Source organism: Cyanobacteria bacterium FACHB-DQ100 (assembly GCA_014695195.1).
Taxonomy (GTDB): domain Bacteria; phylum Cyanobacteriota; class Cyanobacteriia; order Leptolyngbyales; family Leptolyngbyaceae; genus Leptolyngbya.
Map to the genome: position 1 here is coordinate 60,814 of JACJNW010000023.1, position 19,981 is coordinate 80,794.

Annotated in this window: 19 protein-coding genes; 12 read left to right on the top strand and 7 right to left on the bottom strand. The window is 49.2% G+C overall.

What is annotated here, in order from left to right:
• The first annotated feature begins 40 nt into the window (after positions 1–40).
• The gene (locus H6F51_08410; protein ID MBD1822516.1) at positions 41–961 is read left to right on the top strand and encodes an alpha/beta fold hydrolase; all 921 of its coding nucleotides are present in this window, start codon (positions 41–43) and stop codon (positions 959–961) included.
• Here H6F51_08410 and H6F51_08415 read toward each other — a convergent pair.
• On the bottom strand, positions 897–1,880 hold the full coding sequence (locus H6F51_08415) for a DMT family transporter (GenBank protein ID MBD1822517.1): 984 nt from the start codon (positions 1,878–1,880) through the stop codon (positions 897–899). The genes H6F51_08410 and H6F51_08415 overlap by 65 nt on opposite strands.
• 325 nt (positions 1,881–2,205) lie before the next feature.
• On the opposite strand from H6F51_08415, the gene H6F51_08420 reads away from it, so the two are divergent.
• The 4 genes from H6F51_08420 to H6F51_08435 all read left to right on the top strand — a co-directional run bounded on the left by H6F51_08420 (position 2,206) and on the right by H6F51_08435 (position 8,387).
• Positions 2,206–4,530, top strand: a complete 2,325-nt coding sequence (locus H6F51_08420) for an MASE1 domain-containing protein (protein MBD1822518.1) — start codon at positions 2,206–2,208, stop codon at positions 4,528–4,530.
• 69 nt (positions 4,531–4,599) lie between these two features.
• Positions 4,600–5,484, top strand: coding sequence for an isoaspartyl peptidase/L-asparaginase (locus tag H6F51_08425; GenBank protein ID MBD1822519.1), 885 nt, complete (start codon positions 4,600–4,602; stop codon positions 5,482–5,484).
• A 19-nt stretch (positions 5,485–5,503) separates the two neighbouring features.
• The gene (locus H6F51_08430; GenBank protein ID MBD1822520.1) at positions 5,504–6,775 is read left to right on the top strand and encodes an ATP-grasp domain-containing protein; all 1,272 of its coding nucleotides are present in this window, start codon (positions 5,504–5,506) and stop codon (positions 6,773–6,775) included.
• A gap of 82 nt (positions 6,776–6,857) precedes the next feature.
• Positions 6,858–8,387 (top strand): hemerythrin domain-containing protein, encoded by a 1,530-nt coding sequence (locus H6F51_08435; GenBank protein ID MBD1822521.1) that lies wholly within the window; start codon positions 6,858–6,860, stop codon positions 8,385–8,387.
• Between the two features lie 96 nt (positions 8,388–8,483).
• Here H6F51_08435 and bioB read toward each other — a convergent pair whose 3' ends face one another.
• Complete coding sequence (gene bioB, locus H6F51_08440; GenBank protein MBD1822522.1) at positions 8,484–9,434, bottom strand: biotin synthase BioB; 951 nt, start codon at positions 9,432–9,434, stop codon at positions 8,484–8,486.
• Positions 9,435–9,552: 118 nt separating this feature from the next.
• Here bioB and H6F51_08445 point away from each other — a divergent pair, with 118 nt between their 5' ends.
• The 6 genes from H6F51_08445 (at position 9,553) to H6F51_08470 (ending at position 14,679) form a co-directional block, all read left to right on the top strand.
• On the top strand, positions 9,553–10,182 hold the full coding sequence (locus tag H6F51_08445) for a biotin transporter BioY (protein MBD1822523.1): 630 nt from the start codon (positions 9,553–9,555) through the stop codon (positions 10,180–10,182).
• Positions 10,183–10,233: 51 nt separating this feature from the next.
• Positions 10,234–10,752: a lipoprotein signal peptidase gene (locus tag H6F51_08450; protein MBD1822524.1), complete on the top strand. Its 519-nt coding sequence runs from the start codon at positions 10,234–10,236 to the stop codon at positions 10,750–10,752.
• Positions 10,753–11,287: 535 nt separating this feature from the next.
• Positions 11,288–12,307, top strand: a complete 1,020-nt coding sequence (locus H6F51_08455; protein ID MBD1822525.1) for a YvcK family protein — start codon at positions 11,288–11,290, stop codon at positions 12,305–12,307.
• Positions 12,304–12,762, top strand: a complete 459-nt coding sequence (gene tsaE / locus H6F51_08460) for a tRNA (adenosine(37)-N6)-threonylcarbamoyltransferase complex ATPase subunit type 1 TsaE (GenBank protein MBD1822526.1) — start codon at positions 12,304–12,306, stop codon at positions 12,760–12,762. The genes H6F51_08455 and tsaE overlap by 4 nt, the downstream gene beginning before the upstream one ends.
• Positions 12,763–12,794: 32 nt before the next feature.
• Complete coding sequence (locus tag H6F51_08465) at positions 12,795–13,994, top strand: NAD(P)/FAD-dependent oxidoreductase (protein MBD1822527.1); 1,200 nt, start codon at positions 12,795–12,797, stop codon at positions 13,992–13,994.
• Positions 13,995–14,037: 43 nt separating this feature from the next.
• Positions 14,038–14,679 (top strand): HAD family hydrolase, encoded by a 642-nt coding sequence (locus H6F51_08470; GenBank protein ID MBD1822528.1) that lies wholly within the window; start codon positions 14,038–14,040, stop codon positions 14,677–14,679.
• Between the two features lie 80 nt (positions 14,680–14,759).
• Here H6F51_08470 and H6F51_08475 read toward each other — a convergent pair whose 3' ends face one another.
• Positions 14,760–15,077: a 30S ribosomal protein S6 gene (locus tag H6F51_08475; protein MBD1822529.1), complete on the bottom strand. Its 318-nt coding sequence runs from the start codon at positions 15,075–15,077 to the stop codon at positions 14,760–14,762.
• Between the two features lie 191 nt (positions 15,078–15,268).
• On the opposite strand from H6F51_08475, the gene H6F51_08480 reads away from it, so the two are divergent.
• Positions 15,269–16,060: a fumarylacetoacetate hydrolase family protein gene (locus tag H6F51_08480; GenBank protein ID MBD1822530.1), complete on the top strand. Its 792-nt coding sequence runs from the start codon at positions 15,269–15,271 to the stop codon at positions 16,058–16,060.
• On the opposite strand, the gene H6F51_08485 is transcribed toward H6F51_08480, so the two are convergent.
• From H6F51_08485 to H6F51_08500, 4 genes are all read right to left on the bottom strand, one after another.
• The gene (locus H6F51_08485; GenBank protein ID MBD1822531.1) at positions 16,057–16,542 is read right to left on the bottom strand and encodes a hypothetical protein; all 486 of its coding nucleotides are present in this window, start codon (positions 16,540–16,542) and stop codon (positions 16,057–16,059) included. The two genes, H6F51_08480 and H6F51_08485, sit on opposite strands and share 4 nt — an antisense overlap.
• Positions 16,543–16,651: 109 nt before the next feature.
• A complete protein-coding gene (locus tag H6F51_08490) occupies positions 16,652–16,849 on the bottom strand; it encodes a hypothetical protein (GenBank protein MBD1822532.1) in 198 nt (65 codons plus the stop codon).
• Positions 16,850–17,129: 280 nt separating this feature from the next.
• A complete protein-coding gene (locus tag H6F51_08495) occupies positions 17,130–18,158 on the bottom strand; it encodes a two-component system response regulator (protein MBD1822533.1) in 1,029 nt (342 codons plus the stop codon).
• 170 nt (positions 18,159–18,328) lie between these two features.
• Complete coding sequence (locus H6F51_08500; protein ID MBD1822534.1) at positions 18,329–19,969, bottom strand: HAMP domain-containing histidine kinase; 1,641 nt, start codon at positions 19,967–19,969, stop codon at positions 18,329–18,331.
• Positions 19,970–19,981: the final 12 nt, after the last annotated feature.

Sequence of the window (19,981 nt, forward strand, 5' to 3'; positions counted from 1 at the left end):
TTTGTACGCTTAAAGAGTACGACTACTTCACAGCGCCATCATGCTAACGGCTCCCACAGTTTCAACCGAATACAAGATCTGGATGTGGAAGGGGTTCCAAGTTGCCTATCAAACTCAGGGAACTGAAGGAACTCCAGTCGTGTTAGTGCATGGCTTTGGTGCATCGTTCTTTCATTGGCGCAAGAGCCTGCCAGAACTGGCGAAAACTTGCCGCGTGTATGCGATCGACCTCGTTGGTTTCGGCAAATCGGCAAAACCAAAACCTGTTGAACAGATTGAATATACGTTTGAAACTTGGGGCGATCAAATTGCAGATTTCTGTCGCGAAGTGGTCGGAGAGCCTGCGGTTTTAATTGGCAATTCGATCGGCTGTATTGTCGTGATGCAGGCAGTGGTGGATCATCCTGAAATTGCACGATCGCTCTCCTTGCTCAATTGCTCTTTACGGTTGCTGCACGATCGACATCGGGCAACCCAACCCTGGATTAAACGCATTGGTGCGCCCATTCTGCAAAAAGTGCTGAAAAATCAAGCGTTCGGGCAATGGTTTTTCAGCCAGGTTGCCAAACCAAAAGCGGTGCGAAACATTCTGCTCAAGGCATACGCTCGACCCGAAGCGGTGACTGATGAATTAGTTGAACTCTTGCTTGGAGCCGCAAGCGACCAAGGAGCCGCCGCCGTTTTCATTGCATTTACCGGATATTCTTCAGGGCCGTTACCCGAAGATTTGTTCCCGAAATTGCCTTGTCCAACGATCGTTCTCTGGGGCGAAAACGATCCGTGGGAGCCGATCGCGCTCGGTCGCAAATTTGCCGAGTATCCTCAAGTCAAAGAATTCATTCCGCTGCCACAAGTTGGTCACTGTCCGCAGGATGAAGCCCCAGAATTAGTGAATCCTATTCTGCAACGGTGGATCGAGCAAACGACTCATGATTTTCCGCCTTCGGAGCCGTCACTGTGAGATAAATTCCACCTAAAACCACGACAAACGCGATCGCGCTTCCGATCTGAATCGTTTGCCTGAATAACACCAGCGCTAATCCGGCTGCAATAATCGGAACCGCTAAGAGCGCAACCGAAACCAGCCCGGCTGAAAACTTCTTCAGACTGTACGTTAACAATCCATGCCCTGCAACTTGCGTAATCAATGCGGCAGCAATCACGGCTGAACCACTCTGCCAAGAAGGTGGAAGGATGGCCGAACCACTGAATAGTATTGCGGGAAGAATTAAAACAGCAGCGATCGCCGCTTCGCACATCGCAATCGTTGGGGTTGTCAGTCGCGTCCGCAGTTGTTCGACGATCAGCATTTCGATCGCAATCAACACTGCCGCCAGTAAAGCCGCAGCATCCCCCCAGATTGTTGCATTCGACAAGCTAAAATCTCCCGCTCCGATCGCAACTGCACCCGATAATGCAATGACTAAACCCATCCAGAACTGTGAGCTAAACTGCTGCTTGAGAAACAACCACGCTCCCAAGGTTGTGAAGATGGGCATCATGTGAGTCAGTAATGTCGCGGTTGCGACTTGAGTATGCGCTAGTGCCCAAGCCAGCGAAACGATAAATCCTGCAAAACTAGCACCCGCAACAATCAGTAACCTAACCTCATGCCAACGGATTTGATCGGATTCTGGCTCTTTCCTTGGGGCAACGACTCGAATACTATTCCAACTTGCAAACACGATCGCCGCGATCGCCACTCGGTAAAATGCCACTTGATTGGCACTCATGTCTTGCCGAGCGATCGCCATAAAGATTGAACCACTTGCAAGGGCGAACAAAGCAAAACAGAGCGTGAGGACGGAAAGAATGGACGGTAGGGTGAAAGTTTGAAACCGAGCAGGGCGCTGAATCAAATCGGTCTGAGGTTGGGTCATAACGTCGAGAATTTGAGGATAGCAATGCGATTAACACAGGCTGTTCGCCTCTCTCAAAGTATATTCTTTAAGTTTCTTAACGATTCGACCCTAAATTGTGTTTAGCCAAAATCTGCGACGGAATTTCAATAACCAAAATTGCTAAGATGGCGGAGCCGCCAGAGTACCAAGTGATCAGTGCCAGGATGAGATCTGAGCAGCTCGGAGGATCACGGATGCGTTGCTTAGAATGTGCCCCTTGATCAGTGGATCTGCTATCGGGAATATACTCATATTTTATGTCTATCATAAGACAGATCCCGTCTAGCACAGGCTTGAGTTTGACATGAACGATGCCACTGGCACCCGCGATCGCAATCGCGGCTTCAAGCAAAATTGGCTGCCATTGCTGCTTGGTGCGGGTGGTCTTGTATTCGCACACTACGCCGCACTACTGTTTCGGATACACCCAGCGGTATCGCTCTGGTTTCCGCCGTCAGGAGTCGCGATTACATTAGCGATTTGGTTTGGACCTGCCGCCGCGATCATCGCTGGACTCGTCTCTACTATTCTCGCGCCGCTCTGGGGCAGTAGCGGCTGGATGCAGTGGGTTGGTATGACCGATGCGGTTGAACCCTTCGTCGCATGGTGGTTTTACCGTCAGTTTTGGCAGCGATCTCTGTTTCTGGGGCGGCTCAAGGATGTCAGCGCCTTTATTTTGAGTGCGCCCGTGTTTGCTTGTGCAAGTTCTGCGGTTGTAGGGAGTTTGTCTTTAGCGTTGACTGGCACAATGTCTTGGCAAGCCGTGGTGAACACAATCCCACACTGGTGGCTGGGAAACGCGATCGCAACGCTGGTGCTTGCCCCGATCGCGCTTCTGACGCTGACTCCAACTCTACAGCGCTGGCAATGGTTACCAGAAGATCTGCTTGCTCCGTCTCCCCGGTGTCAAGATTCATCCCGACTGAGAGCAGAGAAGATTGTGATTGTCGGTCTGTGTTTTGCGATCGCGCTGTTGAGCGTTTCCCAAACCAGTCAAACAGGATTTGCGTTTCAGCAATTTTCTTTTCTGAACTTTGTGCCGATTCTCTGGGCAGCACTGCGGTTTGGAGCCGTGGGGGGTGCCAGTACAGCTAGTCTTTGTGTCATCTCCGCCTTATTAAGCTATGTGCTGAAATATCCTCAAGCACTAACCCTGCCTGAATTTCCAATTAGTTCAGACGTGCTGACGGTGCATAAGCTCAGTTTGCTGACTCAATGTGTGATTGGATTATTTACTGGAACCGCGATCACTCAACAGACTCAAGCGCAGGTTAAACTCGCAATTTCTCAAATCCAACTTGCAGAATACGAAGCCCGATCGCGCCTGAACGAAATTCTAGAACAGACCAATCGCACCTTAGCAAAGACGAATGCTCAATTAGAGCGAACGAATCTAGAAAAAGATCAACTGCTAGTGCGAGAGCAAGCAACTCGATCACAAGCTGAGACAGCCAACCGCATCAAAGATGAATTTCTTGCTGTCGTTTCGCACGAACTGAGAACGCCGCTGAATCCCATTTTAGGCTGGGCAAGATTATTACAGAGCGGTAAGCTCGATGCCAGCACCACGCAAAAAGCGATCGAAACCATCGATCGCAACGCTAGATTGCAATCGCAACTGATCGAAGACTTGCTCGATGTGTCCCGGATTCTGCGGGACAAGCTGGTGCTGCGACAGATTGAACTAGAGATTGGGTTAGTGGTTCGATCGGCGATCGAAACGGTTAGACTATCCGCAGAAGCAAAAGGCATTTCGATCGCGTTTTCGCCTCCAAACTCGGAGTCTAGGCTGTTAGTCCACGGCGATCCGAATCGATTGCAGCAGGTGGTTATTAATTTGCTGACGAATGCGGTTAAATTCACCCCACAAAACGGACGAGTCACGATCGCACTTGAATACCCTCCGAACGAGACACTCGGTTTTGTGCAAATCAGCGTCAGTGATACTGGAAAAGGGATTCATCCAGACTTTTTGCCGCACGTATTTGAGCGATTTCGGCAGGAGGATAGCGGCACAACTCGGAATTTTGGTGGGTTGGGGTTGGGTTTAGCGATCGTGCGGCACTTGGTCGAACTGCATCAGGGCAAGGTTGAAGCAAGAAGTGAAGGAGTGGATCGCGGTGCGACCTTCATCGTGAAGCTTCCTGTATTGAATCCTAGTGCTGAATTGATGCCTGAAGTGATTTCCCTGACTCCACAGGTAACTGGATGTCTCAGCGGCTACAAAGTTCTAATTGTTGAAGATGAAGCAGATGCGAGAGAGTTGCTGCGATTTATCTTGGAAGATGAGCAAGCGATCGTTTCGCTCTCGGACTCGGCTCAAGACGCGATCGCTAAATTCTCGTCATTCGCGCCCGATTTGATTATCAGCGATATCAGTATGCCGGGAATGGATGGGTACGATTTTATCCAGCATATTCGTGCTGTTGAGTCTTGCCGCATCCCGGCGATCGCGCTGACGGCAAATGCGAGAGAAGAAGATCGACTAAGCGCGATCGCCGCAGGATTTGATGCTCACATTGCCAAGCCGATCGTGCTGGAAGTTCTATTCACTGAAATCAAAAATCTGCTGCAATTAGCGTGTCCGGTTCCGTCGGCTCAAAACCGCGAGTCTGCTCCACGATCGTGATCCCTGCGGTAGAGATGGCGCTGATTCGCAATCGCTATTGTAGTGAGTAAATGTTGGGCTAGGGCAGAAATGAGCAGCGTAAAACCCGTGATCATTGTTCATGGCGGGGCGAAAACGATTTCAGAGGACAAAGTGGCAGCGAATCAAGCAGGTTGTCGATCGGCAGTCGAAGCTGGATGGGCAGTGCTGAGTCAAGGTGGAAGTGCAGCAGAAGCCGTCGAAGCCGCGATTCGGGTACTAGAATCGGATCAGACTTTTAATGCGGGTTTCGGTTCGACGCTGAATCGCGAAGGTGAAGTCGAGGTCGATGCTGCAATCATGGACGGAGCAACATTAGGGTGGGGGGCTATCGCTGCGGTTCAGGGAGTACGTCATCCGATCGCAGTTGCTCGAAAAATTATGGAAAAGCGCTCCCGCTTCTTGGTGGCTCGCAGCGGAGAACGATTTGCTCACGAACATGGCTTAGAGATTTGTGCAAAAGAAGCCTTGGTGAGCGGAGAACAATACCAGGAGTGGAAAGAAGAGGCAGAAGTTTTGGATCGTCCAAATACAGTGGGATGTGTGGCGTTGGATGCGAATGGCAACCTGGTTGCGGGGACATCCACAGGTGGAATCACGGGACAGCCTCAAGGTCGAGTGGGCGATTCGGCGGTGGTTGGGTGCGGACTGTATGCCGATAATCAGGTCGGTGCTTGCTCAACCACAGGCGATGGTGAATCGATTATTCCAGTTGTGCTAGCAAAGACTGCGATCGATGCGCTCAGACACCAGCATCCAGATGAGGCAGCCCAATTTGCGATCGAGACCTTAGTTAGCCGTGTAGAAGGTGAAGCGGGATGTATTTTGCTTGATTCTCAAGGACGGATCGGTTGGGCGCACAATTCTCAAGATATGGCAGTTGCGTACATGAATGAGGATTTAGAGCAACCTGCTACTTTTACTCGCAAAAAATAACCTCCGACTCCGCTTCACTATGTCTTTTCAGCACACATTTCAATTTTTTCAAGGGAATTCGCTGTCTGATTTGTTTGCTCAAGACATTCAGCCCGATCGGGATGCGTTGATTTTGAATTATCCTGCAACTGCAAGTTGGGCGGCATATCCAAACACGCGAAAGTATTTTTTGCAGGATGGTAGCAGTGAAGCGACCAAAACTGCGTTTGATAAGATTTGCCAAAAAGAATCTTGGAAGAATCTAGCCGTACTGGGGGATGTGTTACCGGGTGTTGTGATTGTTCCGCCGCAGTCTTTACTGATGCAATACTGGCGTGATCAGTTTGGCTTTCAATATAGTCAGATCGAACGATTGGATTGTTCCACCTATCTGGATGATCTCAGCGAGAGTGGACAGATCGATCGTGTGATTACTCTGTTTCCGTTCGATCGATTGCTTCCCGAAAAACACGCAGTTGATCCAGACATACACTATCATCTGCTGAGTAAAGTGACTCTTTCTAAGCTAGGAGTGCCTTGTCCGAACTATCAAACCTATCAGCTTAAGCAAACTCGTCTTGACGAGATCCAGCTTCCAGAGCAGTTTCCTTACCTGATCAAAACCTCGCATGGTCTTTCCGGTGAGGGAACTTATATCATTCGTAACCCTAGTGATTTGCACTATTGTCTGGAAGAACTAAAGAAGTATCTAAGAATTCATTTATTAGAAACAATCATTGTTTCAGAGTTTGTTCAACACGAAGTTCAAAACTACTGCATTCAGTTCTATGTGAATCAACAGGGTGAGATTACGTTAATCGGTGTGACTCAGCAGCTTACGACTTCTACAGGGGACTATCTGGGCGGCTTGATTGACTATACTGACGACTTGAGCCAGTTCTCTCAATTGATTGCCAACGTCGCGCAGTATGCTCACCAACAAGGCTATTTTGGCGTGATTGGTGTAGATGTGTTGGAAGACCGAGACGGGCAACTGTATGCGATCGATGCCAACTTTCGCATTAACGGCTCTACTCCTCTGTGTCTACAGCGCCATGAGTTGTTGAAGTTGGATAAAGCGATCGCTAAATACTCTAGCGACTACCGGATGGAAGGCACATTAGATTCTATCTTGACCCGCTTAAAGCCAGAGCTAGAGCAAAAAGACTTTTTAATCCTATCAGCCCTAGAAAAAGTGAAATACGGCAAAATCTACACCGAAATTTATGGCATTGTCACCGGAGCCACAATAGAAGAAATGCAGCAAATTGAGCGGCATTTGCACAACAAAGGATTGCAGCGCTCAAGTTGAAAACGTGCTTCCTAGAGTAGAGGAAGGGTCATTTTGGGTTGAGTATTGTAGCGGCTGTAAGCCTTTCAGAAGAGAGGGAGTTATGGTGATGCCGCTAAATGCCACAAACAGAGGCGCGATCGCAATCCAGTTAGCAGAGATGCGATCGCTGCAACAATTACTAATTTCTAATGATCAATGCTTAATTAACTTAGTTAACGATGATCATATTCGCCGGCGATTGCTAAAAATGCTGGAAGACGATCAAAAAAACTTAGGCATTCTAGAGACCGTGATTATTCAGTCCGGTATTCAATCTCAGCCTAAAAGGAGTATCCAACAGCAGCTAGAAGAGATTCAAACTCAGATGCAAGATTCTAAACTGTCTGTGTTTGAGAAAGTCTTTCAGCATGAGCTTCTCAAACACCGGCAAACGATGACAGGTCTCACGATTCATAAAGCAGCACAGTTGGTTGGGGCTGATGTTGAGGCTGCGATCGCTCCGATTCACACGGTTAATTTTGAAAATCGCGCCCATCAAGAACAACTCAAAGGCATCTTAGAAATCTTGGGGGTGCGAGAACTGACCGGACAAGAGCCAGATCAAGGACTTTGGGCACGGGTGGAAGATGCGATCGCCGCGCTCACGGGTGTCGCAGGCAGTGTGATTACTCGCACGGATGATGAGATGTCGATTCGGGATCTGTTGCTGATGGATCACACCAAGTCAGATATTTTGTTTGCTGAAATTCTGGCAACTGATGATCCGGAAAAGATTCAAGAGTGCTTTGTCCAACTTTACAAGGATGTCAGCATTCATGGTCTTGCAGAAGAGCAGATTGTTTATCATGCGGCTAGTCCCTACTATCGAGCTATGCCGGACATTGTGGAGCAAACCGATGAGGCGATCGGAATGTTAGACGAGGTGCGATCGCTTGATGTTAGAGATCCAGACTTCAAATCGAAAGTGAAGCAAGTGAGGCAGGCTGTTCGAGACCATATCAATCAAGAAGAAAAAGATATCTTTCCAATTTTGAAGCACAACTTTAGCCCGGAACAGCAAAAGCAAATGGCAACTGACTTCAAAGCAGCGAAAAGCAAACTACAAGCACACGAGCAGCTTCCACATCTACTGCAACAAACCAGCGATCGAAATCATAACCATCAATGGGAGGAAGGTTCGATAAACAATGCAATGAATAATGCAATGGCTTGGAAACGGATGTTTCAAGTTAAAGCAGTGATTAACTGGATTGAAGCGATCGTTTTTCTCTTTGCCGATGGTTGGATTCGGACTGCCTTGAATACTGAATCTCTCATGAATCCTGAATATAACCAACTATTCTATGGTTTTGTAATTGTGATCGGGATTGGTTATTGGTGGGTGGGTCGCGATATTTCTCAAAATCACGACATTGTTAGGTTAGGGATTATTGGTCAATCAAGCGTTTTTGCAATTCTGGCATATCACACGCTGCTGGGTAAGCTTCACCCGTTTTATCTACTTTCTGGTGTGATTGATCTGACCTTTGCAATTCTGTTTATTGTGTTTCTTTCGACTTATCGCGATCGCAATAAAACTGCACAACTCAAAGGAAATGAGTTCGATAGAGAAGGTTCGCTTCGATATTAGATTCGGAGTTGCTCCCTAAATTCCAGGGCTGATTCATCCTTTGAAATAATCAAAAAACTCCCACGATCGCTGTAATCTGCCGTGGGAGTCTGTACCTTAAAGCGGTTTCGGCATCATTCCCAATCGATCGATAATCAGCTCCTCATCGTGCGATCGTTCTGGATTCGGAGCCGTTAACAGCTTCGCACCCGTAAAAATCGAGTTTGCTCCTGCAAAGAAACACAGGGCTTGCAGTTCATCACTCATTTGAGTTCTACCTGCAGACAATCTCACCATCGCTTTCGGAAACAGAATCCGAGTGGTCGCAATCATTCGCACCAAAGCAATACCATCGATCGGAGTCGCAGTCTCAAGCGGTGTCCCTTCAATTGGAATCAAGGCATTGATTGGGATCGATTCAGGGGGCGGATCAAACGTCGTCAGAGTTTCGAGCAGCGAGAGGCGATCGTTCACTGATTCACCCAGCCCCAAAATGCCACCACAGCACACCGAAATCCCTGCCTCACTTACCGCCCGAATCGTCTCTAAGCGATCCTGATAAGTCCGGGTGGTAATAATCTTGTCGTAGTATTCTGCGGACGTATCTAAATTGTGATTGTAGGCTGTTAGCCCTGCCGCTTTAAGTTGTTGTGCCTGATGCGGTTTGAGCATTCCAAGCGTACAGCAAACCTCCAGATCCAGCGCTGCCACCTGACGCACCATCTCCAGAACGCGATCGAACTGTGCCCCGTCTCGCACCTCTCGCCAAGCGGCTCCCATACAAAACCGCGTTGATCCGCCTGCTTTTGCCACCTTTGCTTCTTCAAGCACCGAATCAATCTCCATCAGCGGTTCCGGCTTCAAGCCCGTATTGTGATGCACACTCTGAGCACAATAGCCGCAATCTTCAGGACAAGCACCGCTCTTAATATTTCCTAGAGTGCAAAACTGTACCGTGCGCGGGTTGTGGTGTTCGCGATGAACGCGCTGCGCCTCAAACAGCAAATCAGGGAACGGCTGATGATAAATTTGGGCAATCCGATCGCGAGTTTGAACAGCAGCAATCATAAGTCAACGCTAAAGAACGATTCTTTATCATTATCGATTCTGCCGTGCGATACAATCTCCACTGCCGGATTTTGCGATTGGCGCTTCCCGTACACGACTGATGGAAAACTTCTTCACGATGACTCGTACCCCCTCCCGCCGCCCCCCGGCCCGATCGCGCCCCCGATTTCGGATTACGATCACCGATTTGATGTGGGCACTGATTGGACTGATGTTGACGATCGGAGGAACGTTGCTGAGGGCATCAATTGTGGGGCTTCCCTGGGCATCGCAATCGGTTCCGCTGTATTTTCTCGGTGTGAGCTATCAAATCGGAGCCGTGCTGCTGGTGGGCTGCCTGGGTGGGAAAAATGCGGCAGTCATGTCACAAATTGCTTATCTGACGCTGGGACTGGTAGGACTTCCAGTGTTTTCGCAAGGAGGCGGGCTTCAGTATGTCAGCGCTCCTAGCTTTGGGTACTTACTGGGATTTGTTCCAGGTGCCTGGATTTGCGGCTATCTTGCATTCAAAACAGTACCCCGCTTGGAAACTCTCGCATTTAGCGGGCTTTGTGGGCTATTCGTGATTCACTTGGTCGGCATTCTATACTTGGTGGTCGGTTCGGTGCTGCGATGGGTGGATCTCGGAACGGCTTCGATTTGGCAAGCGTTTCTCACCTATTCCGTGAATTTACTGCCGGGACAATTAGCAGTGACTTGCGCGATCGCTGTTCTAGCCTTGGTGCTGCGCCGCATCATGTTCTACTAAGCGGATCAATTTTCTGTGAGAATTGGAATCTGCTCCTCTTACCGTCACGTCATGCTAAAAAACCGCTTTTTCTGGATCGTCGCGATCGCGGGATTGATCATCGATCGACTCACCAAGCTAATTGTGGTCAGAACGATGGCGCTGACGATTCCGCCCCAGGATATTCCTGTCATTCCAGGGATTTTGCACTGGGTTTATGTGATTAATGATGGAGCCGCATTTGGCATTCTCTCTGGGAGTCCGATCTTGCGGTGGTTGTCGCTGTTGGCGAGTGTCGCGCTGATGGCGTGGGCGTGGTTTGGCAGACGGATGCCACGCTGGGAGCAGATCGGCTATGGTTTGATTCTGAGCGGAGCGCTAGGCAACGGTATCGATCGCTTTGTGTTGGGTCATGTGGTCGATTTTATTAAAGTTCCGTTTGTGTATGTCCCTTATCCGAATCCGTTTCCGCGCTTCATCTGGATTCAATTTCCGATTTTTAACTTTGCCGATATTTTCATCAATGTCGGCATTATCTGCTTGTTAATCGGAATTTATCGCACCCCCGACCCGCAAAAGCACCCAAATTAGATCCGTAATACTTCTGGTCTTCTAATAAATTTTCCGTAAATTCTTCCCGGTTAGCGAGGCAAAGTCGGAGAAAACAAGGTAGTTGTCAGAATAACTGCGCGTCCTCCGTTCAGGATTGCCCCGTTGCAATTCCAAACTTAGGGTATGCTGCATAGCTAGATCGAGCCATCCCGCTAAGGTTTACCCCAGCATGACGACCAATCGTTTTCTCAAAAAGGCAATGCGCGTTTCGCGTTCGTATTCGCGCCGTCTTCCCGATCGAGCGGGTCACTGGTTTAAGTGGCTGTCTCCGGGTTTGCTCGTCAAGCGCTGGATGTTTATCAGCGTCAGCGGCATTCTGATGGTGTTACTGGGTGTAGCAATCTGGAGCCGATTGACTCCGGTGTTTTATATTATGCAGTTCTCCGGCGAGTTGCTGGAGTTAATCACGAGCCTGATTCCAAACTACATTAGCGGCCCACTGGTACTGATTTTGGGACTGCTGCTGGTGTTTTGGGGACAGACGCGCACGTTTGGATCGATTACCGAAGTTTTGATGAGCGATCGCGATGAAGATTTAGTCGATGTGCTGATTAGCCACCGCAAGCTGAATCGAGGCGCGAAAATTGTAACGATCGGGGGTGGAACTGGGCTGTCAACGCTGCTGCGAGGACTAAAAGGCATTAGCGCAAATATCACGGCGATCGTCACGGTGGCGGATGATGGCGGCTCGTCGGGACGCTTGCGGCGCGAAATTGGTGTGTTGCCTCCGGGAGATATTCGCAACTGTATTGCGGCGCTAGCAGACGAAGAAAAACTTCTAACCGAACTGTTTCAATATCGATTCAAAGCAGGCGATGGACTGGCTGGACACAGCTTTGGAAATCTATTTCTCACTGTACTCAGCGACATTACCGGAGATTTTGAAAGAGCGATCGCAGCGAGTTCCAAAGTGTTAGCGATTCGCGGTCAGGTGCTACCCGCCACTTTAAGCGATGTGAAATTGTGGGCAGAATTCGCCGATGGTCGCTACGTTGAAGGCGAATCGAGCATCACGGAAGCGCGAGGAAAAATCGTTCGCATTGGCTGTAAACCCGAAAATCCCCCTGCACTGCCAAAAGCGATCGACGCGATCGAGGACGCAGACTATATCGTAATCGGGCCTGGAAGCCTCTACACCAGCGTCATTCCAAACTTACTGGTGCCTGAAATTGCCGAGGCGATCGCGGCTCGGCAAGTCCCCTGCATTTATATTTGCAACATCATGACGCAACCCGGAGAAACCGATGATTATTCGGTTGCAGATCATATTCGGGCGATCGATCAAGCTTGTGGACAGCAATTATTCGATTCGGTCTTGGTGCAAAAAACGCCGCCTTCCTCGAAGGCGCTCTTACGATACGCTCAAGAACAGTCTCGTCCGGTTGATCTCGATCCAGATCGAGTGATGCAGCTTGGACGAAGGGTGATTCGCGCCAACATCATGACCGAGGATGAAGAAACAGGCTATGTGCGTCATGATTCGCGCAAGCTCGCACGGGTCATTCTTCGCTGGTATGAACGCTCAAGACGATGAAAACGATCGACCTCAAAACCGCCGCCGATACCCGATTGCTCGGTCTTCAGTTCGGGCAGCAATTGCCTGCGGGAACGGTGCTTTTATTGCAAGGCGATTTAGGCAGCGGCAAGACCGCATTTGTGCAGGCATTGGGTGAGGGATTGGGGATCGAAGACTCGATCGAAAGCCCAACATTTACCTTAATTAACGAATACCTTGACGGACGAGTGCCGCTTTATCACTTCGATCTGTACCGATTAGAACTGCACCAAACCGCCACGCTTTACCCCGAAATCTACTGGGAAGGCATCGAAGTAGAACCAGGAATCTGCGCGATCGAGTGGGCAGAACGACTCGCCTATAAACCAGAGTCTTACCTGGAAATTTGCCTAAGTTACCAAGCCACCGGACGTAAGGTAGAAATTCGGGCGATCGGCGCAGCAGTCATTCCGAATTTAGAATTCCGAACTTAGAATTAAGAAAGTTGCCCTTTCTCGCGTGTCTTATGTCTCACACTCCTGCAAAAGTTTGTATTCTCGGTGGTGGCTTCGGGGGCTTGTACACTGCGCTCCGTTTGCATGGTCTTCCTTGGACAAAGACCGAGAAACCAGAAATTACGATCATTGATTCGCGCGATCGCTTTGTTTTCTCTCCGTTGCTCTACGAGGTCGTTACCGGAGAACTGCAATCGTGGGAAGTCGCGCCACCTTACGAAGAACTGCTCCAAGGCACGTCGATCCGGTTCCGTCAGTCGGCGGTGACTGAAATTAACATCGAAACGCAGCAAGTCCGGCTAGAGAACGGCGGATTGCTCGACTACGATCGCCTAGTTTTAGCAATGGGCGGGGAAACTCCGTTGGATCTCGTTCCGGGTGCGGCAGAATTTGCGATTCCGTTTAGAACAATTCAAGATGCCTATCGGCTAGAGGATCGGCTCAGACAGCTAGAAACCTCAGATGCCGATAAGATTCGGGTTGCGATCATCGGGGCGGGCTACAGTGGCGTAGAACTCGCTTGTAAGATTGCCGATAAGCTCGGCGATCGCGGTCGGGTTCGGTTGATTGAGCTTTCGGATCAAATTTTGCGATCGTCCTCTCCGCATAATCGCGAAGCAGCCACGCAAGCCCTTGAAAAGCGCAGCATTTGGACGGATTTAGAAACTTCAGTGGAATTGATCGCGGCTGACAGTATCTCGCTGCTCTACAAAGGCGTAGTCGATACGATTCCGGTCGATTTGGTGCTTTGGACGATCGGCACTCGCATGAATGAAGTCGTGAAGAATCTACCCCTCAAGCAAAATTCACGCGATCAAATCGTCGTTACGCCCACGCTACAAGTCGTTGATCGGCCTGAAATTTTCGCGATCGGGGATCTCGCCGACTGCAAAGATGCTGACAATCAGCAAGTTCCCTCCACAGCTCAAGCGGCCTTTCAGCAATCGGATTACGCAGGCTGGAATATTTGGGCATCGCTGAGCGATCGACCGCTTCTGCCTTTCCGTTATCAATATCTCGGTGAAATGATGACCCTGGGCATCAATGAAGCGACCCTGACTGGGCTTGGAATTCAGCTCGATGGTACCCTAGCTCATCTGGCTCGCCGCTTAGCTTACCTGAATCGAATGCCAACCCTCAGACATCAACTCCGCGTTGGGTTCAACTGGATCACCCGCCCGATCGTCAACACATTGACCCAAAACAATTGATAATAGGAGTTCGATTCTTTGTTGAGTTTGGCGTGATCGAGCGATGAAGCGTCCCCGTGTGGTGTTTTTTGATGCAGTTGGCACACTGTTTGGGGTGCGAGGCAGTGTTGGTCAAGTGTATCGTGACATCGCTCAGAAATACGGGGTCGCAGTCAATGCCAGCGTGATTGATAGTGCCTTCTACGAAGCGTTCAAAGCGTCTCCGCCCTGCACCTTTCCGGGAGTGGACATCTTAGAAATTCCCCAGCTTGAGCAGCAGTGGTGGAACACGATCGCACAGCAGACCTTCGATCAAGCGGGCGTGTTACACCAGTTCGAGGATTTTTCCGGCTTCTTTTCCGATTTGTATGTGCATTTCGAGACGGCTAAACCTTGGATCGTTTATCCCGATACAGTTCCAACCCTGACAAAACTCCGGAGTCTTGATATTCCGCTAGGCATTCTCTCGAATTTCGATTCTCGACTGTACAAAGTTCTCAGAGCGCTGGATCTGGCAGACTTCTTTGCATCGATCACTATCTCAACAGAAGCAGGAGTCGCCAAACCTGACCCGAAGATTTTTGCGATCGCGCTTGCTAAACATCAATGTGACCCTGGCGATGCGTGGCACATTGGCGACAGTCTGCAAGAAGATTACGAAGCCGCCAACGCTGCGGGATTAAGGGGAATTTTGCTCAGTCGATAAGACTGGGCTGAAAATTTTCATTAAAAAAACTCCGGTTTCGGAATGAAACCGGAGTTTTCTAAACTTCAAACTGCGAAATGCTAAGCCTCAACCGCCTCAGCGACTTCCGGCTCCTCTTGCTTCACCGTCAAATACCGAACCACCTCGGTACTTAACCGCATTGCTCGCTCCATCGGCGCAATCTGGTTGCCGTTCGCTCGGAAATTCATCTGCACGTAAATTCCTTCGCGCAGTCTGTCAATCTCGTAAGCCAACCGCCGCTTACCCCGATGCTGAGTCTCGATAATCTCCCCACCGTTCTCTCTCAACATCGATTGATACTTCTCGATCGCCTGATCGACTGCTTCGTCCCCGATGTCAGGACGTAAAATATACATCGTTTCGTACAACTGACTCATCAAACAACTCCTTACGGACTAAATGGCTCTTTCAAGTTATTCGGGTAACTGCATAAATTAGTGATTCGCACTTGATTTAGGCAGAGAAACCCCAATAATAAAAGGGCAAGGAATTACAATTCTATACCAGTTTCTCGTGAATTCGTCGCGCTCATTGATCTGGTCTACCCCTATCGATTCTGGTTATTTTTATGGCACAGCGTTATGTCCGCGTTCAAACTCCTGATGGCAAAATCTACTATGGATTGCTGCAAATCGATCGCACCGTTCAGGTTTTAGACGCTCCCCCCTGGCTAAAAGGACAACCGACCGATCAGCGACTCACCAACTATCATCTGCTTGCGCCTTGTGCGCCCTCAAAAATCATCGCCGTTGGCAAAAACTACGCAGACCACGCTGCAGAAATGGGAACCCCAGTTCCCCAAGAGCCGCTCTTATTTCTCAAGCCTCCAACGACGGTGATTGCACTGAATGCCGAAATTCTATATCCCGCGCAATCTCAACGGGTTGACTATGAAGGCGAATTAGCACTCGTCATCGGCGATCGCGTCAAAGACTGCCCTGCCCAAGAAGCGCACAGCAAAATCTGGGGCTACACGATCGCCAACGATGTCACAGCGCGAGATTTGCAAAAAAAAGACGGGCAGTGGACACGCGCTAAGGGCTTCGATACGTTCTGTCCGTTAGGCCCTTGGATCGTGCGTGAAATCAATCCCGATGCGCGGCTGCAAACCTTTCTCAACGATCAGCCGGTGCAGTCGGCTTCGATCGGAGACATGGTGTTCTCACCGGATAGGCTTGTGTCTTACATCAGCCAGATTATGACGCTGCTTCCAGGAGATGTGATTCTCACCGGAACTCCAGAAGGTGTTGGGGCGATGCAAGCAGGGGATCGCGTTCGAGTCGAAATCGAAGGGATCGGATTTCTCGAAAATGGAGTCAGCTTGCGATCGCCGCTTTATCAAACCCAATTACAGGATTAGCGGACGTAGGTGTAAACGGCATCCGAGATCGTGGGAATCTCGGCATATCGCCCTAGAACGGTTTGAACGATCGAGTATCCAACTGCTGCAATCATGCCTAAGAAAACGGCATTGAACAACGTTTGGGTAAGCAGTGTCCCGAATACTGGAGAGAGTGCAAACTGCCAGATAATCTCGACCAAGCTCAGCACAATTCCAAAGAAGATCGCCTGTAAAGTATTGAATCGGATGAAGTGCGGAATGTTTTCGTTTCGCACAACGAGAGCAAACAGCGCAATAAACACAATAAATGGGACAAAGCCTGTGTAAATCGAGAGGAGAGGTCTGAGCGGCGTTTCAACGAGCACAATGAGTGGACTCAGAACAGAGCCTGTGAGCCTCAGAATTTGTCCCACAAAGCGCAAGACATCTAACAGCGGCAAAAGATAGACCAGAGAAGCAAAGATGCGATCGGACACCGTTGTAGATCCGCGCCACGACATAACTAAATTCTCCTAAGCGTTGTCATGCAAATAAGCTATGCCCAGAATAACGCACTTCGCAGACGATGAAAGAACACAGTCTCCCGGCTATCACGTCTACAGCCAAGGATTACTCGATATTGGCGACTCTAAATCCCATTTGGCACTCAAACTGCGCTGGCAGCTTTTCACCCAATCGACTAATCGCTTGACCGCAGCGCAATTGCCCTTGTCGCCATCGGGGTTGGCCGCTTTGGTCTGCCATTAAGCAGCCTTGACAGACCTGGTGTACTGAAAGGAGTTGATCGCCCGCTAGAATGACTAACATCGCGCCTCCAACATTTCGATTAAATAACAACTTAAATTCAAACCTGCTTCAGATGATGGGTTGAAGCATTGCTTTGCCGTTTCTGCGTTCATCGACTCAAGGAAGCATTACACCAATTCTAAAGCAGCTTTCCCAAAAAGAAAGATATAGCGATCTTAAATTAGTGGGGAGTGAGATGTCGTTCCCTTCTTAGCCCCCTACTCTCTACCTCACTTCTTTTAGCGCTCACAACTCATTTTAGTGCTCACAGCTCAAACAGAATTCGCCATAGCCTCTTCGCCTAAACGTGATTCTCAAGCTTAATGTACTTTTGAAACCAAACCGGTTCATTCGTCGTTTGCATCTCGATCGCTCGAATAAAGCTGCAAAAGGCTTCGATCAGCTCTGGATTGCGCCAGCCTTGGTTGGTTTCTTCAACAATTTTTCTCAGGGCTTCTTCAGAAGAAAATGCTCTTTTATAAGGACGTTCGCTCGTCAACGCATCATAAATATCGAGAATCTGAAACACTTGCGCCAGAAAGGGAATGTCATCGCCCTTCAAGCCATCTGGGTATCCAGAACCGTCCCACCGCTCATGGTGATGCCGAATAATCGGCAAAACGCCTCGCATCGTCCGTAGCGGCTGACAAATTTTTTCGCCAATCAGGACGTGCTGTTTCATAACGCTGAACTCTTCTACGGTGAGATTGCCTTTTTTCAGCAGCACCGCGTCTGGAATACCGACTTTGCCAATGTCGTGGAGGTAGCCGCCCCACATCAAATCTCGGATCTGAGATCGCGTTAACCCTAAGTATTCTGCAAACGCTTTTCCTTGCAATACCAATCGTTCACAATGATCTCCGGTATTGGGGTCGCGGCTTTCTACGGTGCGAGCGATCGAAAATAACACTTTCTCTGCGTGGTCGAGGTCTTCATTGAGCCGCTTTTGCCGAACCAGCGATTTGACTCGCGCAGAGAGTTCGAGTTGATCAAAAGGTTTCGTGAGAAAGTCATCGCCGCCTGCTTCGATTCCCTGCAAGCGCGATCGACGATCGTCGAGTGCCGTAATAAAGACAACCGGAGTTAAACGAGTCTGCTCGTCTTCCTTGAGGCGGCGGCACACTTCGTAGCCGTCCATTCCTGGCATCATCACATCGAGCAAAATCAAATCTGGAGCGGCTTGGTGCAGTTTTGCTAACGCTGAAGCGCCGCTCTCGGCTTCGATCACGTCGTAGCCTTCGATCGTCAGTAGCGCCACAGCCGTCATCCGGCTTGAAGGATGATCATCTACAACTAAGATTCTGGGTCGCTCTAAGTCCAGGTCGTTCACAAAGACAATGCCTACGTCACTGAAACAGTTTGTAAGGTGGGCAAATGACTTGAGCGCTTTAAGAAAGACCCGACACGCTCTTCTAGCCCTTTTGTCAGTATGAGCAAAGTTATGGCTAAAGCAATCAGGTATTTTACGGAGAGAACTCTTTAGGGGTGAATTCGTGCTTGTTACTGGGATTGTGAAGGAATGGTAATTCTAAATTCGGTGCCCATTCCTGGCTTTGAAATGCACTCAATGTGACCTTTGTGACGCTCTGTAATAATTTGATGACTGATTGAAAGCCCCATGCCTGTTCCTTTTCCAACAGGCTTTGTAGTGAAAAAGGGATCGAAAAGCCGGGATTGAATTGGTTCTGGAATCCCAATGCCATTGTCGCTGATGCTGATAATGACTGAGGTTGAGTCGAGTAATGCAGTCGTGATTCTGATTTGAGGACTGAAGTTCGGGTGCTGTTGAGTATATTCTTCTAGAGCATCGATCGCGTTACTGATGAGATTCATAAATACTTGGTTGAGTTGTCCGGCATAACACTCAATGAGCGGGAGGTTGCCGTATTCCCTGATAATCTCAATCGCTTTTCGGCGCGGGTTTGACTTTGTACGATGCTCCAGAATCATTAAGGTGCTATCAATTCCAGCATGAAGATCGACGGCTTTACAGTCGGCTTCGTCCATGCGCGAGAACGTCCTCAAGGATGCAACAATTTCTTTGATACGATCGGCTCCCACTTTCATTGAAATCAAAAGTTTTGGCAGATCTTCCAGCAAGAACTCTAGATCGATTTCTGCGGCTCTGGCTTGAATGTTGGGCATTGGCTGCGGATAGCAAGCCTGATACAGCTTGAGTAATTCAATCAATTCATCTGCGTACTCGCTGGCATGAACTAGGTTGCCATAGATAAAGCTGACGGGATTATTGATCTCATGTGCGACTCCGGCAACCAGTTGACCCAAGCTCGACATTTTCTCACTCTGAACCAATTGGCTCTGGGCTTGCTGGAGTTCTTGTAGCGTTTGTTCGAGGGCTGAGGCGCGATCACGAATTTGAATGTAAAGATTCGCTTGGCTAATGGCGGATCGAACGCTCTGTAGCAGATTGATTAGACCGAGAAGCGAGTCGTCATCCGGTTGAATGCGCTGATGGTATTTGGCTCGCGTACGCCTGTTGCCAATCAGAATCAGAAATTCAGGCAGCGAGGGTTTCCCGATCGCAAAGCCGACAAACTCGTCCATCTCGATTTGTTGGCTCAAGTCTTGCAGCACCGAGGCATCGTTGTCTTGCTGCACCAGAATAAATTCTGCTCCATTCACAAGCGGCTGGAAGGCTGGATGCTGCCAAGCAAGGACAAGAGATGCGATCGCAGAATCATCGTCGTAGTAGCCTTCACACTGTTCTACGGTGAAGACCTGCCCAGAATTTCTATGTAGAATCAGACAACGCTCAAAATTGTATTCGTAGACGACGAATTGCACAGTGCGCTGAAAGATTTCAGCGATCGAAAACGTTCGGCTAAACTGTCTGCCGATTTCATTCAGTCGTCGGTACGTGACGACTTGAGCATCGCGTTTTTCTTGGGATTCAATCATGCGGCGCTCTGCTCGAACGAGTCGCTTGACTTGTTCAGAAAGCTGCTGATTCTCGGCTCGAAGCCGGACAATCTCTTGCTCAGTTGAGGATAAAGGAAGCATACAAATCAATATCACCAAGCGTACTGAGGCTGCTGAAGAATACGCGAGTTCGACAGAAAGAATTCGCTCGACGCTGACTGTACCTGAATTTGATAAAAAGAATTCGCTTCGATGCTGCATCTGGGTTGCTCT

Bases quoted from the DNA above. Each gene is read 5' to 3' on its own strand.
- H6F51_08415 (MBD1822517.1), bottom strand. From the start codon at position 1,880: ATGACCCAACCTCAGACCGATTTGATTCAGCGCCCTGCTCGGTTTCAA.
- H6F51_08455 (MBD1822525.1), top strand. From the start codon at position 11,288: ATGAGCGATCGCGATGAAGATTTAGTCGATGTGCTGATTAGCCACCGC.
- H6F51_08485 (MBD1822531.1), bottom strand. From the start codon at position 16,542: ATGTCGTGGCGCGGATCTACAACGGTGTCCGATCGCATCTTTGCTTCT.
- H6F51_08465 (MBD1822527.1), top strand. From the start codon at position 12,795: ATGTCTCACACTCCTGCAAAAGTTTGTATTCTCGGTGGTGGCTTCGGG.
- tsaE (MBD1822526.1), top strand. From the start codon at position 12,304: ATGAAAACGATCGACCTCAAAACCGCCGCCGATACCCGATTGCTCGGT.
- H6F51_08490 (MBD1822532.1), bottom strand. From the start codon at position 16,849: ATGTTAGTCATTCTAGCGGGCGATCAACTCCTTTCAGTACACCAGGTC.
- H6F51_08480 (MBD1822530.1), top strand. From the start codon at position 15,269: ATGGCACAGCGTTATGTCCGCGTTCAAACTCCTGATGGCAAAATCTAC.
- bioB (MBD1822522.1), bottom strand. From the start codon at position 9,434: ATGATTGCTGCTGTTCAAACTCGCGATCGGATTGCCCAAATTTATCAT.
- H6F51_08450 (MBD1822524.1), top strand. From the start codon at position 10,234: ATGCTAAAAAACCGCTTTTTCTGGATCGTCGCGATCGCGGGATTGATC.
- H6F51_08470 (MBD1822528.1), top strand. From the start codon at position 14,038: ATGAAGCGTCCCCGTGTGGTGTTTTTTGATGCAGTTGGCACACTGTTT.
- H6F51_08500 (MBD1822534.1), bottom strand. From the start codon at position 19,969: ATGCAGCATCGAAGCGAATTCTTTTTATCAAATTCAGGTACAGTCAGC.
- H6F51_08420 (MBD1822518.1), top strand. From the start codon at position 2,206: ATGAACGATGCCACTGGCACCCGCGATCGCAATCGCGGCTTCAAGCAA.
- H6F51_08445 (MBD1822523.1), top strand. From the start codon at position 9,553: ATGACTCGTACCCCCTCCCGCCGCCCCCCGGCCCGATCGCGCCCCCGA.
- H6F51_08410 (MBD1822516.1), top strand. From the start codon at position 41: ATGCTAACGGCTCCCACAGTTTCAACCGAATACAAGATCTGGATGTGG.
- H6F51_08425 (MBD1822519.1), top strand. From the start codon at position 4,600: ATGAGCAGCGTAAAACCCGTGATCATTGTTCATGGCGGGGCGAAAACG.
- H6F51_08435 (MBD1822521.1), top strand. From the start codon at position 6,858: ATGGTGATGCCGCTAAATGCCACAAACAGAGGCGCGATCGCAATCCAG.
- H6F51_08475 (MBD1822529.1), bottom strand. From the start codon at position 15,077: ATGAGTCAGTTGTACGAAACGATGTATATTTTACGTCCTGACATCGGG.
- H6F51_08430 (MBD1822520.1), top strand. From the start codon at position 5,504: ATGTCTTTTCAGCACACATTTCAATTTTTTCAAGGGAATTCGCTGTCT.